This window comes from Pseudonocardia charpentierae, assembly GCF_031845345.1.
GTDB lineage: Bacteria > Actinomycetota > Actinomycetes > Mycobacteriales > Pseudonocardiaceae > Pseudonocardia > Pseudonocardia charpentierae.
This window is the reverse complement of the sequence record NZ_JAVREJ010000018.1, coordinates 86,392-101,231: the sequence shown is the minus strand read 5'-3', so window position 1 is coordinate 101,231 and position 14,840 is coordinate 86,392. Positions and strand designations below refer to the sequence as shown.

General features: G+C 70.0%; 14 protein-coding genes. 11 read left to right on the top strand and 3 right to left on the bottom strand.

Annotation, left to right across the window (positions count from 1 at the left end):
• Positions 1-56 precede the first annotated feature (56 nt).
• The gene (locus RM445_RS23125) at positions 57-1,190 is read left to right on the top strand and encodes an AAA family ATPase (RefSeq protein WP_311558927.1); all 1,134 of its coding nucleotides are present in this window, start codon (positions 57-59) and stop codon (positions 1,188-1,190) included.
• Positions 1,191-1,309: 119 nt separating this feature from the next.
• Here RM445_RS23125 and RM445_RS23120 read toward each other — a convergent pair whose 3' ends face one another.
• A complete protein-coding gene (locus RM445_RS23120) occupies positions 1,310-1,885 on the bottom strand; it encodes an NADPH-dependent FMN reductase (protein ID WP_311558974.1) in 576 nt (191 codons plus the stop codon).
• 510 nt (positions 1,886-2,395) lie between these two features.
• On the opposite strand from RM445_RS23120, the gene RM445_RS32765 reads away from it, so the two are divergent.
• Positions 2,396-2,518 carry a hypothetical protein gene (locus RM445_RS32765; RefSeq protein WP_449619189.1) on the top strand — a complete coding sequence of 41 codons (123 nt, stop codon included), beginning with the start codon at positions 2,396-2,398 and terminating at the stop codon, positions 2,516-2,518.
• A gap of 101 nt (positions 2,519-2,619) precedes the next feature.
• Here the strand turns inward: RM445_RS32765 and RM445_RS23115 are convergent, their stop codons facing one another.
• Positions 2,620-4,524, bottom strand: coding sequence for an FAD-dependent monooxygenase (locus tag RM445_RS23115; protein WP_311558926.1), 1,905 nt, complete (start codon positions 4,522-4,524; stop codon positions 2,620-2,622).
• 139 nt (positions 4,525-4,663) lie between these two features.
• Between RM445_RS23115 and RM445_RS23110 the strand changes: the two genes are divergently transcribed.
• Positions 4,664-5,128, top strand: coding sequence for a hemerythrin domain-containing protein (locus RM445_RS23110; RefSeq protein WP_311558925.1), 465 nt, complete (start codon positions 4,664-4,666; stop codon positions 5,126-5,128).
• A 37-nt stretch (positions 5,129-5,165) separates the two neighbouring features.
• Here the strand turns inward: RM445_RS23110 and RM445_RS23105 are convergent, their stop codons facing one another.
• Positions 5,166-6,419, bottom strand: coding sequence for a benzoate/H(+) symporter BenE family transporter (locus RM445_RS23105; RefSeq protein ID WP_311558924.1), 1,254 nt, complete (start codon positions 6,417-6,419; stop codon positions 5,166-5,168).
• A 223-nt stretch (positions 6,420-6,642) separates the two neighbouring features.
• On the opposite strand from RM445_RS23105, the gene RM445_RS23100 reads away from it, so the two are divergent.
• The 8 genes from RM445_RS23100 to RM445_RS23065 all read left to right on the top strand — a co-directional run bounded on the left by RM445_RS23100 (position 6,643) and on the right by RM445_RS23065 (position 14,839).
• Complete coding sequence (locus RM445_RS23100) at positions 6,643-7,491, top strand: ATP-binding protein (protein ID WP_311558923.1); 849 nt, start codon at positions 6,643-6,645, stop codon at positions 7,489-7,491.
• Entirely contained in the window at positions 7,488-9,479 is a 1,992-nt protein-coding gene (locus RM445_RS23095) for a LuxR C-terminal-related transcriptional regulator (RefSeq protein WP_311558922.1), read from the top strand. Before RM445_RS23100 ends, RM445_RS23095 begins: the two co-directional genes overlap by 4 nt.
• 284 nt (positions 9,480-9,763) lie before the next feature.
• Positions 9,764-11,164, top strand: a complete 1,401-nt coding sequence (gene benA / locus RM445_RS23090; RefSeq protein ID WP_311558921.1) for a benzoate 1,2-dioxygenase large subunit — start codon at positions 9,764-9,766, stop codon at positions 11,162-11,164.
• A 49-nt stretch (positions 11,165-11,213) separates the two neighbouring features.
• Positions 11,214-11,705 carry a benzoate 1,2-dioxygenase small subunit gene (gene benB, locus RM445_RS23085; protein ID WP_311558920.1) on the top strand — a complete coding sequence of 164 codons (492 nt, stop codon included), beginning with the start codon at positions 11,214-11,216 and terminating at the stop codon, positions 11,703-11,705.
• A gap of 16 nt (positions 11,706-11,721) precedes the next feature.
• Positions 11,722-13,218, top strand: a complete 1,497-nt coding sequence (gene benC / locus RM445_RS23080) for a benzoate 1,2-dioxygenase electron transfer component BenC (protein ID WP_311558919.1) — start codon at positions 11,722-11,724, stop codon at positions 13,216-13,218.
• On the top strand, positions 13,215-14,003 hold the full coding sequence (gene benD / locus RM445_RS23075) for a benzoate diol dehydrogenase BenD (protein ID WP_311558918.1): 789 nt from the start codon (positions 13,215-13,217) through the stop codon (positions 14,001-14,003). The genes benC and benD overlap by 4 nt, the downstream gene beginning before the upstream one ends.
• A 25-nt stretch (positions 14,004-14,028) precedes the next feature.
• Positions 14,029-14,454 (top strand): GlcG/HbpS family heme-binding protein, encoded by a 426-nt coding sequence (locus tag RM445_RS23070; protein WP_311558917.1) that lies wholly within the window; start codon positions 14,029-14,031, stop codon positions 14,452-14,454.
• 43 nt (positions 14,455-14,497) lie between these two features.
• Complete coding sequence (locus RM445_RS23065) at positions 14,498-14,839, top strand: cupin domain-containing protein (protein WP_311558916.1); 342 nt, start codon at positions 14,498-14,500, stop codon at positions 14,837-14,839.
• The last annotated feature ends 1 nt before the right edge of the window (position 14,840 follow it).

The window sequence follows — 14,840 nt, the reverse complement described above, 5'->3', positions numbered from 1 at the left end:
CTTCCGTCCAACGGAAGGTCGAGGTCGATCGGGCGGAATCGGACGAGCCTGGCGGGATGGGCCGACCGACGACGATCCGGCAACCACAGCCTGAGCGCCCCGCGGTGCCGCTCGCGGCGGTGCACGGTGATGCTGCGTTGTTCTCCGGGCGGCAGCACGAGCTCGACGCCCTGGACGGAGTGCTCGGCGAGGTCGTGCTGGAGGGCTCCCGCGTCGTACTCGTCGAGGGGCCGGCGGGCATCGGGAAGACGGCCCTTCTGCGCCGGTTCGTCGAACGGCACAGTGATCTCCGGGTGTTCTGGTCGAGCGGTGGGGAGTCCGGGCGCGGCTCTTCTTTTGCCGTGATCGGTCGGCTCTTCAGGTTCATCGGCGTCCGGGGGTACGGCTCGCCGGTGCACACCGCCTCGACGCTGCCGGAGGAGAAGCCGGTCGAGGTGGGTCGACGCCTGGTGCAGGCGTTGACCGGGCTCGATCGGGCCCGGCCGACCGTGCTCGTCATCGACGACGCGCACGGGGCGGATCTCGACTCGTTGCGCGCTCTCCTGTTCGCGCTGCGCCGGCTGTCCGACCACCCCGTGATGACGGTCGTCGTTACGCGGCCGGGAGCTGCGGACCTGCCCGAGGGCCTGGTGCGCCTCGCCGGGTGCGCCCGGACCGGGTCCGTCCTGCCCCTCGGGCCGATGCTGCCGGGCGACGTCCAGGACCTGGCTGCAGCGGTCGGCGTCCCCGACCTGCCGCTCCAGACCGCCTACCGCCTGTGCGCTCACACGGTGGGCAACCCACGCCATCTGCTCGCGCTCCTGGCCGAGCTGCCGGTCGAGGCGTGGAGCAGGGAGCTGGTGCTGCCGGCTCCACGCCTGTTCAGCCGCTCGGTCGGCCGTACGTTGAGTTCGTGTTCGGACGCGGCGCGCGGGCTCGTCGAAGCGGTGTCGGTGCTGGGAGAGCACGCCGACCTGTCGACCGCGGCGGCGATCGCCGACGTGCACGAGCCGCTCGTCGCGCTGGAGGAAGCGTGCGATGCCGGCCTGCTGCTGCCTCCCCAGCCGGCCGCGGCCTGGCGTCTGACGTTCCCGGACCCCCTGATGCGGGCCGCGGTATACGGCCGGCTCGGTTCGGCCCGGCGAGCACGTCTCCACCTGGCGGCGGCGGAAGTGGTCGACGATCACCGCGGTGCACAGAACCACCGATGATCCGGTACCGGCTCAGCCGGATTCGTTCTCGCCGGGCCGGCGCGGGTAGGACGAACTGGGTGGGTCTGCTGCGCTAGTCGGCGCGGTCCAAGATTTTCGGCGCCCCGGTCGGTGCAGCCTCACCACGGGCGGCTGCGGCGTCGTGGCTGTCGCGGGCGCGCTCGAGGAGCGCGAGGAGGGCTGATTCGTCGCGGACCTTCTGCCGGTACGTCGGGCCGAGAGCGACGATCTGGTCGCGCTCGGTGAGCAGCAGTCGGAAGATGCGTTCGCGTTCGGCCGGGTCGGCGGTGTACTCCGAGTCCAGGTACGACGCGGCGTGACGACGTGCGTTGCGGCACCACCGCCTCCGCTACGACTGCCGGGGCAGGACGGTCAGGACCCGCACGATGTGAGTTCTGCCCCCACGGCCGCGAGGCCCAGTCGATGGCGTTCTTGAGTGCGCCAGGGATCGACCGGTTGTACTCCGGCGTGACGAACAGGACCGCGTCGGACCGGCGGATCGCCTCCTTGAGCGCGGTGGCCTCGGCCGGATAGTTCGCGTCATGGTCGGGGCTGTAGAGGGGCAGGTTGCCGATTGGGATCTCGGTGAACTCGAGGTCGTCGGGGGCCAGGTTGATCAGCACCTGGGAGAGCTCGCGGTTGATCGACGTGGTCGAGAGGCTTCCGACAAAGTATCCGACCTTATAGGTGGACATGTTCTCCCCTTCCAACGGCGGATGACGCAGTGGTGGAACATCGGCGACGGTGCGACGGGCGGCGGGAACGACGCGCGTGTCGCGGTGCGACAACGGGCACCCTGCTCGTGTGCGTGCCCTTCCATCCGCGACGAGATCGTCGAAGGGCGGGTCCTCAACAAGAATGCAACCTGGTCGGCGGACGAGTTGATGGCTCCAGGCGTGTGGCCGCGCGTGGTGGTCGCCGTCCCCGGCGTGAGTCCCCTAATTGTCAGGGTGCTCCGCCTCGCGGCCGACACCGTGGATCTGTTGTTCGTCTGCGGCGGACTCGGTTCACGCCGGACGACATCACCCGCAAGGCGGTGGCCACCGCCTTTTTCCGCGACGTGGAGGTCGACACTGCGCTGGTCGGCCGGTTCCGCAGGGACAACGCGTGGGCGGACGAGCGCATCGCCGTCGCCGCGGCGACCTTCCCGATCGATGCAGTGCCTGTGAAGGGCATCACCGGGGGAGTTCCGGGGGGAACATCCTCTGGTCCGTCTCGGTTCGTACCCGGACCTGGACTCCCATCCCCCTCAGGTCACGCTCGTGCTGGTGTCGCGTTCGGCGTCCGGCCTGGACGAGGCGGCCAGGTGGCTGAGACGAACCAGTTGATGCGGTCCTGACCGTGTTGGGCACATGGTGGGCGTGGACGGCGGCCAGTACGCCGGGTGCCGACACGGTCCGCACCCGACGTCGCGACGAACAGGTTTCGCTCAGCCGATTTCGTTCTTCATGAACCGCCCGAAGAACTCCGTCAGCTCCTCGTAGCCGTCGAGCGGCAGCACCAGGGAGACGTACTGGTCGGGTCGGACAACCACGAGGGCGCCGGCTCCGCGGTCGACGCCGCGGAGGTCGAAGATGTCCTTGTCGACGTCGTCGACGGGGTTGAACACCTTCTCGGGGTCGACGAGGCCGAGCCTGCCCTTGCGCGGTTTGAGGAAGTCGTGGATGTCGGCCCACTCGACGTCGAGGTGGGACTGCTGGACGATCCCGCGGACGTCGAAGACCGCGTCCACGTCCCAGCCTGCAGGTGTGAAGCGGTGGATCGGGGAGTCGTCGCCGGCGAGGAACTCGACGAGTTCGAGGAAGCGCGACCCGCGGGTGCGGGGGTCGACGGCGTCGGCGAAGGCGTAGAGCCGCCACCGGCCGTCGGCGCGGTGCACGTGCCCGAGGTGGAGGCGCCTGGCGTCGGCGAGGCGGATGACCTCGGCCGACTTGAACCGACGTCCCGGCGGGTAGCCGGTGGCCAGGTGGAGGTGGGTGTCGTCGCCGGTGAGCAGCCCGGGTGGGTAGTGGGTGGCGAGCCCTGCGGTGAACTCGCCGTTGGTGACGAACTGGCGCTGGACCTCGGCGAACCCGGCCATGGCCTCGGCGGGGTCGTCGGAGTCGACCCGTCCGGCTCCGCCGATCGCCTTCGACCACCGGGTGTCCATGGCGATGAGGTCTTCGGCAATCTTCTTACGTTCGAGGGAGTAGGTGTCGAGCAGCGCCCCCGGGCTGCGCCCCTGCAGCACGGCGGCGAGCTTCCATCCGAGGTTGAAGGTGTCCTGCATGGACACGTTCATGCCTTGGCCGGCTTTGGCGGTGTGGGTGTGGCAGGCGTCGCCGGCGATGAAGACGCGTGGTGCGCGGGTGCCGATCTTGTCGTCGTCGACGTCGTCGAACCTGTCGGTCACCCGGTGGCCGACCCGGTACACCGAGAACCAGACGATCTCCCGGGCCTCGAGCGTGTACGGAGCCAGCACACTCCGGGCCTCGTCGAGGATGTCGTCCGAGGTGAGCCGGGTGTCGGCGGCGATCTCACCCATGTCCACGTAGAGGCGCACCATGTAGCCGCCCTCGCGGGGGATGAGCAGGATGTTGCCGCCGCTGCCGGACTGGATCGTGGCCTTGAACCGGATGTCGGGGAAGTCGGTCGTCGCCAGGAGGTCCATGACACCCCAGGCTTTGTCCTGGCCCGCGCCCTGCGGTGTGCGACCGATGGACTCGCGCACGGTACTGCGGGCACCGTCGCAACCGACGACGTACTTCGCCTCGACGGTGACCTCGGTGTCGTCGCCGCTGCGACGGATCGTCACCAGCACCGGCTCGTCGTCGGTCTTCGAGGCCTGCAGCGCGACGACCTCGTGCCCGTAGTCGACCTTCAGGCGGCTCGGGGAGTTCCGTGCGTACTCCAGAAGGAAGTCGCCCAACCGGGCCTGGTTCACGATGACGTGCGGAAATTCCGAGAGCCCGTCGCGGACGTCCTGCACGCGTCCGAAGCGCTTGATGCGAGCCGGATCCTGCGGATCGGGGCCCCAGAAGTTGGTCTGATTGACCCAGTACGCCTCGGCCGTCATCCGCTCGGCCAGGCCGAAGGCCTCGAACGTCTCGACGGTCCTGCAGCTCACACCGTCCGCGCGGCCGACCTCCAACGGGCCGGGTGCCCTCTCCACGACGCGGGTCACGATGTCCGGGAACTCGGACAGCTGAGCTGCGAGGAGCAGCCCCGCCGGACCGGTGCCGACGATGAGGACGTCGACCTCCTGCGGCAGATCGGGCTGATCGTCCGTCCTGCCGTCCGCTGCGAGCCGGATCCTCGGGTCGCCCTTCCGGTAGCCGTCCAGGAAGTACTGCATGGCGCCGCCTCCAGCCGCTCGCAGCCCCAGGGTGGGTAGACGTCGGCACCGCGGGCAATTCTCCGTCCCGTTGGACGGAAAGACCGTTGAGGTCCTCGGGGCCGCCTTGGAGGGTCGGAGCCGGAGAAAGGAGCGGCCGATGACGACGTCCGGTGGAGAGCAGGGCAACCGCTTGATGGAGGTGGTCGCCGCCGAGGGCCGCGAGCTGGAGGCCGACTTCGGCCGCCTGGAGGCCGAACTCGATCCGGGGGAGCGTCGCAGGCTCGCCGACCAGATCCTGCAGCGGTTGGCCGCCCACGCCGCGGCGCGGCGGGAGGTGCTCTATCCGCGGCTCAGCAGGGACGTTCCCGACGGCGACTCCATGGTCGACCTCGGGATCCTGGGGCTGGACCAGGTCGAGCGGACGGGCAGGGAGATCGCCGACCTCTCCGGCGCGGAGGCCACGTTCCACCACCTGGTGACCAAGCTCGCGACGGAGGTCTGGGAGCACCTCGACGAGGAGGAGAGCGAGGTTCTGCCTGCGCTCGTGGATGCCATCGGGGTGGACGCGGCGAACGAGCTGGGCGACGAGCTCGCACGGGCCGAGACCGCCGCGCCGCGGTAACGGGGCCGACCGGACGGTCGACGGGAGCGGACCGCCCTCAGGCGGTCGGCTTCGTGAAATGGGGACGCTCGAGCAGCAGCGAGACGACGATCCCTGCGACGAGCCCCCAGAACGCCGCCCCGATGTTGAGCACCGTGACGTCGGCGACGGTGACGACGAAGGTGATCAGCGCGCCGAGGCTGAACCGGGTGCTGAACGCGGTGACGAACGCCGCCTGCAGCACCCGGAGCATGGCCAGCCCGGCGAGCACGGCGATGAAGGCCGGCGGTGTGGCGAGCATCAGCCGGGTGAACAGCGGGGCGAGGAGCCCGAAGGCCGTCGCGAGCAGACCGCAGACGACACCGGCGGTGTAGTGGCGGGACCGCTCACCGGACGCCGTGAGCAGCGCATTGGTGGGGCCGGTCAGGCAGGTCGACACCGCCCCCACCCCGGCGGCGAGCACGGACCAGGCCCCGCACGCGATCGTGATCACGTTGACCGGTGCGTCGTGGCCGGCGGCGCGGAGCACGGCGACGCCCTGGCCGTTCTGCACGACGAGGACGGTTATCGCGAGAGGGACGACCAGCTCGACCATGGCCTGCACGGACCACTGCGGAACCTGGAGTACCGGGGCCACGATCCACTGCGTCGCCGTCGGCCCCGGAGCGAACCGGCCCGACAGTGCGACGGCCACCGCTCCCACGACCAGCGCGCCGATGATGGGCGGAATCCACCTGCCGAGCGCCGCCCGGGCACTCAGCAGCAGGAACACCAGCACCATCGGAGCGGCCACCGCGACGTCGGAGCCGAGGGCGCGTACGAGGTCGGTGCCGAAACGCAGGAAGACCCCGGCGACCATGCCCATGACGATCGGCATCGGGATGAGATCCATGACCCGCCGCACCCAGCCGGTCAGGCCGAGGACGAGCATGAGCACCCCGGTGGCGAAGAACGCTCCGACGACCTCGGGCCAGCGCAGATGGCCGAGCGCCGGCCCGACGAGAACCGTCCCGGGGATCGTCCAGAAGAACGCGAGCGGCTGGCGGTACACCCAGCACGCCGCCACGGTCAGCAGTCCATTGAGGAAGAAGACGCCGAAGACCCACGACGCGAGCTCGGCCTGCGTCAGGCCGCCCTGGGTCCCGACCGCCAGGATCACGGCGACGGGACCGGTGGCCGCGAAGATCAGCCCGATCACGCCGTTGGCTGCGTAGAGCAACCCCAGGTCGCGCCCCACACGGCGCGGACCGGTCAGCGGATGTGGCGGACGCTCGATCAGCGCCGGGTCGGCTTTCCCTCGTTCCAGCGTCACACTCGACCCCGCCTCGGTAGACCCGGACGTCGCTCCGCTCCGGACGGCCAACGTAGGACAGTCGGTGTGCGCTTCGCCCCGGCTGATCGCCCAGGTCAGGCCCGGGCCGGCGGACGGACCGCTCGCCGATCCGGGTGCGTCCCGTTCACCGGAAAGTCTGGCCGCGAGCGTCGTGCGGCGTTCAAGCTGGGAGCACCGCCGACCGACGACGATCGGACGAACCATGCGCGGTGCCCCACGTTCGGCGAGCGGAACCACGAATTCCGGGCCGGCCGACACGATTCCCGGCGCCCCTCCGCCACTGCGCCCCGCGTGCCGGGCAACACCGCGGGATGAGGCGTTCGTCGGGCGCGAGCACGAACTCGGCGTCCTGGACACGCTGCTCGCGCAGGTGCGTACCGACGGTGCCCGCATCGCGCTGGTGCGGGGGGCTCCGGGGATCGGCAAGACCGCGCTGGTCCGCAGATTCCTCGACGACCACCCGCACCTGACAGCGGTACGCGGCAGTGGCGACGAGGGCGAGGCCACCATCTCCTACGCCCTGGTGGACCAGCTCTTCGGGTCCATGGGTCTCGGGGGAGGCGCGCTCCTGGCGCACATCGAGCGGGTGCTGCCGGTCGAGGAACCGATCGTGGTGGGCCGCCTGATTCTCGCTGCGTTGATCAGGAGCAGCGTCGCGGGACCGGTGGTGGTCGTGGTCGACGATGCGCACTGGGCGGACGTGGACTCATTACGAGCGCTGCTGTTCGCGGTGCGCAGGTTGGGCGCGTATCCCGTGCTGACGATCCTGGTGGTGCCGCCGGACGAGGCCCGCCTGCCCGCCGGGCTCGGGCGGCTCGCCGAAGGGCACACCGGCATCACCGTCGAGGTCGGTCGGCTCAAGCCGACCGACGTCCAGGCGCTGGCCGCCGCCGCGACCGGGTCGCCGGTCCCGGGATTGGTGGCGCACCGCCTGTGCGCCCACACCCTGGGAAATCCCCGCCACGTGCTCGCGTTGCTGATGGAGACACCGGCCGACCACTGGCAGGGCTGGGAGCCCGTGCTGCCCGCCCCCGGGTGTTCAGCCGGATGATCGGCCGGCGGCTCGCGGCCTGCAGCGACCGCGCGCGGCGCTTCGTCGAGGCCGCCGCCGTGGTCGGTGACGGCGCCACGCTGGCCACCTCAGCCACCTTGGCCGACGTGGACGGGCCGCTCGGCGAGGTGGAGGAGGCGTGCGCCGCCGGACTGCTCGACGCGTCCGCGTGCGCCAGTCCCGGGCGCCTGGCGTTCGCCGATCCGCTCGTGCGGGCGGCGGTGTACGGGCAGTTGACGCCCGTGCGGCGGCTGCGGTTGCACCGGGAGGCGGCGCTGCTCGTGGACGACGAGCAGGCGGCCCTGCATCACCGGGCAGCGGCGACCCAGCCACCCGACGACACTCTGGCGGACGAGTTGCAGCGCTTCTCCGACCGCTCGCGCACTGCCGGGCAGTGGCGGGAGGCTGCGTGGGCGCTGCTGGAGTCCGGACGGCTCAGCGCGCGCCGGGCGCAGCGCGAGCAGCGGCTGCTGCGGGCCGTCGGCCTCCTGGGTGACGCGGGCGCGGTCACCGGCACAGTGACCCGGGACCTGGGGACGACGGCGGCGCACGGCCCGATGCGCGACGTGACCAGCGGGTACATCGCGCTCGTGCAGGGCCGGGCCGCCGAGGCGCACGGCTCGCTACATGCCGCCTGGACCGGTCGTGACCAGGCCGCCCCCGAGGTGGCCACGCTGATCGCTCAGCGGTTGGCGCTGCACGGGGCGGCGCGGCTCCGGGGCGTGGAGGTGGTGGAGTGGGCCCGGCTGGCGCTGGAGCTCGCGGGCCCGGACGACCCGGTGCGGGTGGAGGCCCTGGCCCTGCTCGGCCTCGGACTGGGCTGGATCGGGTGGCCCCCTGCCCCGCATCGCGCGCCGACCGTGGACGACGCGCTGGCCGCCCGGGCTGGGGCGACGCTCGCGCTCGATGTCGACGAGGTCGCAGCGCGCGCGGCCGTCGCCTGTGCCGCACACGAGCCGACGCGGGCGGGCTCGGTGTGGTTCGCGGTGTGGTCCTACATGTGGTCGGTGCGCGCGAGCGTCGCGGTCGGGGCGTGGGACGACGCGGCGGCGGACGCCGAGCGGGCGGTGTCGCTGGTGACGGAGTCGGGGCACGACTGGCTGCGGCCGTTGGCGCGGTGCGCGGCGGCAGCGGTTCCCGCGGCGCGCGGGGAGTGGGCGGCAGCGGAGGAGCACGCCGCGGCGGCGGTCGCCGGCCCGGGGGATTACGAGTTGATGGTGGCGTCGGCCGGGACGGCGCGGGCGTTGGTCCCGGCGGCTCGCGGTGATCACGTGGGCGTGTTGCGGGCGTTGGGCCCGGTGGCGGAGTTGGTCGAGCAGGCGGGAGTGGACGAGTCGGGGTTCTGGCCCTGGCAGGACGTGTTCGTGGATGCGCTGGTGAGCGCGGGGCGGCTGGGGGAGGCGGAGGTGTTCCTGGCGCCCCACGAGGAGTTCGCAGCAGCGCGCGGGCGGTGGTCGACGGTGGCGCGGTTGGCACGGGTCCGGGGCCGGTTGGAAGCGGCGCGGGGGCGGTTGCCGGAGGCGGAGGCGGCGTTCGGTCGCGCGGCCGAGTCGTTGGAAGGAGTGGTGGCGCCGTTCGAGAGGGCGCTGCTGGACCTGGCCCACGGGCAGGTGCTGCGGCGGGCGGGGCAGCGCCGGGCGGCGGCGAAGAAGTTGTCGGCGGCGCGGGAGCGGCTCGGGGGGCTGCGGGCGCGACCGTACGTGGAGCGGGCCGAGCAAGAGCTGGCGGCGTGTGGACTGGCGCCGGCGAAGCGGAATGCCCTCGATCCGTCGCGGTTGACGGCGCAGGAGTTGGCAGTGGCGCGGCTGGTGGCGGTGGGAATGAGCAATCGACACGTCGCGTCGGAGTTGTTCATCAGCATCAAGACGGTGCAGTTCCATCTGACGCACGTCTACGCGAAGTTGGGTGTCAGCTCGCGGGCGGAGTTGGCCTCCCGCTTCCGCGACGACGTGACCTCCGACCTCCGCGGGTCGCCGTCAGGGCACTGACGGGGGCTCCTGACCCCCGAGGTACCCGGCATTCCCGGTCCGGTTCCGGCGCCTGGGCCAGCACTAGGCGTTCTCCCAGCGCGAAGGTCCTCTGTCGGTCGCCACGCTGTAGGCACGACAGCGGACCGGCCTGCGGGGGCAGGACCGGATCGACGGTACCGCCGGAGTCGGCGGGCGACGGTCCCGCAACGGGCCACACGGCCGGACCGCGGGTCGACGAACTGACAACAGCCTCGCCGGGGTGCCACCACGGGTCCGCACTCGGCCACGGGAGGACAACGGATATGACGTTCAGCTGCTCCATCGACGAGCTCAGGGCGAAGGTCGGCGACGCGCTCGACATCGATGCCGCGCGGGGGGTTTACCGGGGCCGCCGCGACGCCTACACCGATCCCGACCTCTTCGAGCTCGAGATGCGCTACATCTTCGAGGGCAACTGGATCTACCTGGCCCACGAGAGCCAGCTACCGAACAACGGCGACTACCTGACGGTGAACATGGGCCGCCAACCGGTCGTGCTCACCCGCGACCGCAACGGTCAGCTGAATGCGCTCATCAATGCCTGCAGCCACAAGGGTGCGATGCTCTGCCGGCGCAAGAAGGACAATCGCGCCACCTTCACGTGCCCCTTCCACGGCTGGACGTTCAACAACGCCGGCAAGCTGCTCAAGGTCAAGGACCCGCGCGGTGCGGGCTACCCGGAGACGTTCAAGACCGACGGCTCGCACGATCTCACCAAGGTTCCGCGGTTCGAGTCCTACCGGGGATTCCTGTTCGGCAGCCTCAACCCGGACGTGCCGGAGCTGAAGGACCACCTCGGCGGCTCAGCCAAGATCATCGACATGATCGCCGACCAGTCCCCTGAGGGCGTGGAGGTGCTGCGCGGCTCGTCCACCTACACCTACGACGGCAACTGGAAGGTCCAGGCCGAGAACGGCGCCGACGGCTACCACGTCAGTGCGGTGCACTGGAACTACGCCGCGACAACGGCCCGACGCAGCTCCGGCGAGTCGGCCACCGAGACCAAGGCGATGGACGCCGGCCAATGGGGCAAGCTCCGCGGCGGTTACTACGCCTGGGAGAAGGGCCACGTCCTGCTCTGGAACGAGTGGGGCAACCCGGAGGACCGCCCGCTGTGGGGCCAGCGCGACGAGTTCGCGCAGCAGTACGGCCAGGCATACGCGGACTGGATGCTCCGGTACTCCCGCAATCTCTGCGTCTACCCGAACGTCTACATCATGGACCAGTTCGGCTCGCAGATCCGGCACTTCCACCCGGTGGCGCCCGACAAGACCGAGGTCACCATCTACTGCATCGCCCCGAAGGGCGAGAGCGCCGAGGCCCGGAAGGCGCGCATCCGCCAGTACGAGGACTTCTTCAACGCCAGCGGCATGGCCACTCCGGACGACCTCGAGGAGTTCCGTTCCTGCCAGAAGACCTACCTGGCCACCGCGGCGCCCTGGAACGACATGAGCCGCGGTGCGGATCATTGGATCGAGGGCCCGGACGACGACGCCAAGACGCTCGGCCTCGACCCCGTGTCCAGCGGCGTCAGGACCGAGGACGAGGGCCTCTTCATCGTCCAGCACGGCTATTGGAAGAAGGCGCTGCAGCGGGGGCTCGAGATCGAGGCGGCGGAGGAGGACAAGGCCGGGACCAACGGCCAGGCCCTCGTCACCAACTGATCCCGTCCCGCCCCTCACGCTTCCTGCGACTGTTCCTAGGAGAGAACCCATGGCCATCTCGGTGAGCGAGGTCGAGCAGTTCCTCTATCGCGAGGCGCGCTACCTCGACGACCGCGAGTTCGACAAGTGGCTGGAGTGCTACGCGCCCGACTCCGAGTTCTGGATGCCGGCGTGGGACGACGACGACACCCTCGTCACCGACCCCGAGAGCGAGATCTCCCTGATCTATTACAACAACCGCGGCGGCCTGGAGGACCGGGTCTTCCGGATCAAGACCGACCGGTCGAGCGCGACGAGCCTGCCCGAGCCCCGGACCGGCCACAACATCTCCAACGTCGAGATCGTCAGCCAGGACGGCGACCTCGTGGAGGTGCGGTTCAACTGGCTGACGATGTACTACCGCTATCAGAACATCGACCCCTATTTCGGGACGTCCTTCTACACCCTGGACATCTCCGGTGCCGCGCCGCTCATCAAGAAGAAGAAAGTGATTCTGAAGAACGACTACATCCACCACGTGGTCGATATCTACCACGTCTAGTCGAGGGAGAGCGGACATGAGCTTCCAGATAGCGCTCAACTTCGAAGACGGGGTCACGCGCTTCATCCAGTGCCGGCCGAACGAGATCGTCTCCGACGCCTCGTACCGCCAGCGCATCAACATCCCGCTCGACTGTCGGGACGGGGTGTGCGGTACGTGCAAGAGCTTCTGCGAGTCGGGCGACTACGAGCTGGGCGACTACGTTCCCGACGAGGCGATGACCGAGGACGAGGAGGAGGCGGGCTTCGTCCTCACGTGCCAGATGACGCCGAAGTCGGACTGCATCATCCGCATCCCGGCCACGTCGGACGTCGCAAAGACGAGCCTCCAGACCTTCACGGGCGAGCTCGCCTCGAACGACGTGCTCTCCGACACCGCGCTCGGGTTCTCCATCAAGCTGGACGACCGGTCGTCGCTCGGCTTCCTTCCCGGGCAGTACGTGAACATCCAGGTGCCCGGCACCGACCAGGCCCGCTCGTTCTCGTTCAGTTCCGGGCCGGGAGCGGACGAGGCTTCCTTCCTGATCCGCAACACCACTCACGGCGTTCTGACGACCTACCTGCGCGACCGCGCCAAGCCCGGCGACAAGATCTCGTTCAACGGCCCGCTGGGCAGCTTCTACCTGCGCAAGATCGAGCGGCCGGTGCTGTTCCTGGCCGGGGGGACGGGCCTCGCACCGTTCCTGTCGATGCTGCACAAGATCGAGCAGGACGGCGGCAGCGAGCACCCGATCCACCTGATCTTCGGCGTCACCAACGACGCCGACCTGGTCAAGGTCGACGAGCTCGAGGGTTATGCCGCTCGGATGCCCAACGTCACGGTCACCACCGTGGTGGCGGCGGAGGCGAGCAGCCATCCGAACAAGGGCTACGTCACCCATCACATGACACCCGAGCACCTCAACGACGGATTCGTCGACGTCTACCTGTGTGGTCCGCCGCCCATGGTGGACGCGGTGCGCAAGTACCTCGCCGACCAGGGCATCGAGCCGGCGAGCTTCTACTACGAGAAGTTCTCCGGCACGGGCGTCGTCAGCGAGATCGGCGAGTCGCACGTCAAGGCCGTCGACTCGGACGAGGCGTTCGACACCCGGATGGCGTTGGAGCTGGGCGCCGCCCAGCTGGTGGTGGGGAAGCTCTCGACCGAGCAGCTCGCCGAGTACCGACGGCTGGCGGAGGCGACCGGGCAGCACATCAAGGACGGCCACTTCACCGATCCCGCCGGCTTCCGGGAATCCAACTCGGCCTTCCACCTGTTCCCGATCGAGGCCACGGGGAACGCGGTTCTTCTCGAGGCCTACCGCAAGCTGCTCGTGCAGGAGTACATGGGCCACGTGCTGACCCCGTCGGTCGACCTGGTCGGCGACATCACCCAGGACCACCTCGACATCGTCGACGCCTTCGAGCGTGCCGACTTCGAGGCGTTGCGGCGGATCGTCACCGATCACAACGACCACGCGAAGGCGACCATGCGGGCCGGTATCGAGAAGCCGGCGAGTGCGAGCCCGCGATGATCTTCTCGGGTCGGTTCGAGGGAAAGGCCCTGGTCGTCACCGGCGCGGCACAGGGCCTCGGGGAGGCGGTGGCCACCAGGGCGGCCCGTGAAGGCGGTGCGGTCGCCCTGGTGGACCGCTCGGAGCTCGTGTACGAGGTCAGCGAGAAGCTCGCCGCCGAGGGCGCGCAGACCATCGGCCTCGTCTCGGACCTGGAGCGCTACCTGGGCGCCAGGACCGCGATGGCCGCGGCGCGCAACCACTTCGGTCGCGTCGACATCCTGATCAACAACGTCGGCGGTGCGATCAACTTCAAGCCCTATGTCGAGTTCACCGAGGCGGAGATCCTCGCGGAGATCCAACGGTCGCTGATGCCGACGATGTGGTGCTGCCGCGGCGTGCTGCCGTTCATGGTCGAACAGCGCCGCGGCACCATCGTCAACGTCTCGTCGGCGGCCACGCGCGGTATCCATCGCATCCCCTACTCCGCGGCGAAGGGCGGGGTGAACGCGCTCACGGCGTCTCTGGCCTGGGAGTACGCCGAGCACGGGATCCGGATCGTGGCCAGCGCTCCCGGAGGGATCGAGGCGCCGCCGCGGAAGATCTCCCGTGGCACTCCGGCGCCGCAGAGCGAGCAGCAGAAGGCCTGGTTCCAGGCGCACATCGACCAGACCCTCGGCGCGTCGCTGATGCACCGATACGGGACGTTGGAAGAGGAGGTCGCGCCGATCCTCTTCCTGGCCTCGGACGAGGCGTCCTACATCACCGGGACGCGTCTCCCCGTCGCCGGGGGCGACCTCGGGTGACGCTCCGACACGACGGAGGGCCGAGATGACCATCGACTACGTGATGGCGCCGTCGGTGACCCTGGCGGCGGCCCAGCGGGCCATCGCTGCGGCGCTGAAGGAGGCCGAGGCCGAGGCGGTCGACGTGTGCATTGCCGTCACCGACGGAGCGGGACACCTGCTTTCCATGGCGCGCATGGACCGGGCGCCACTCCTGTGCGTCCAGATCGCCCAGGACAAGGCCTACTCGGTGGCGGCGTTCGGCGGCCTGCCCACCGGCGACTGGTGGCGCCTGCTCGAGTCCGAGCCGGCCTTGCTGCACGGCATCGTCAAGACCGACCGGCTCGTCGTGTTCGGCGGCGGGGTCCCGCTCGTGGCCGACGGCCGGACCGTCGGCGCGATCGGTGTTTCCGGCGGATCCAGCGAGCAGGACGTCCGGGTCGCCGAAGCAGGGGCCGCGGCGGTCGGGTGACCGTGATCGGCCCCACGAGCTCGAACAACAACGAGGAGGACTGATGGCAGGGTCGTATCTCACCTTCGGGTTGGACCAGCTCCAGCAGAAGTACGCGGCAGCGCAGTCGCCGTACAACGAGTTCCTGCGCCGGCGCGGCATGTCGGTCGGGCTGTACAACCTGCCCGTCGGTGCCGAGGACAAGCAGACACCGCACATGGCCGACGAGGTCTACTTCGTCGTCGCGGGACGCGGACGGCTGCGGGTCGTCGACGAGGAGATCGAGGTCAAGGCCGGTGACATCATCTCGGTCGACCACGGCGAGGACCACCAGTTCAGCAACGTCACCGAGGACCTGCAGATGATCGTGGTCTTCGCGCCACCGGACCTGCCCGACGAGGAATAGG

Coding starts and splice junctions, on each gene's coding strand:
- benC (WP_311558919.1), top strand. CDS start 11,722: ATGAGCTTCCAGATAGCGCTCAACTTCGAAGACGGGGTCACGCGCTTC.
- RM445_RS23125 (WP_311558927.1), top strand. CDS start 57: ATGGGCCGACCGACGACGATCCGGCAACCACAGCCTGAGCGCCCCGCG.
- RM445_RS23095 (WP_311558922.1), top strand. CDS start 7,488: ATGATCGGCCGGCGGCTCGCGGCCTGCAGCGACCGCGCGCGGCGCTTC.
- RM445_RS23115 (WP_311558926.1), bottom strand. CDS start 4,524: ATGCAGTACTTCCTGGACGGCTACCGGAAGGGCGACCCGAGGATCCGG.
- RM445_RS23120 (WP_311558974.1), bottom strand. CDS start 1,885: ATGTCCACCTATAAGGTCGGATACTTTGTCGGAAGCCTCTCGACCACG.
- benA (WP_311558921.1), top strand. CDS start 9,764: ATGACGTTCAGCTGCTCCATCGACGAGCTCAGGGCGAAGGTCGGCGAC.
- RM445_RS23070 (WP_311558917.1), top strand. CDS start 14,029: ATGACCATCGACTACGTGATGGCGCCGTCGGTGACCCTGGCGGCGGCC.
- RM445_RS23100 (WP_311558923.1), top strand. CDS start 6,643: ATGCGCGGTGCCCCACGTTCGGCGAGCGGAACCACGAATTCCGGGCCG.
- benD (WP_311558918.1), top strand. CDS start 13,215: ATGATCTTCTCGGGTCGGTTCGAGGGAAAGGCCCTGGTCGTCACCGGC.
- RM445_RS23110 (WP_311558925.1), top strand. CDS start 4,664: ATGACGACGTCCGGTGGAGAGCAGGGCAACCGCTTGATGGAGGTGGTC.
- benB (WP_311558920.1), top strand. CDS start 11,214: ATGGCCATCTCGGTGAGCGAGGTCGAGCAGTTCCTCTATCGCGAGGCG.
- RM445_RS23065 (WP_311558916.1), top strand. CDS start 14,498: ATGGCAGGGTCGTATCTCACCTTCGGGTTGGACCAGCTCCAGCAGAAG.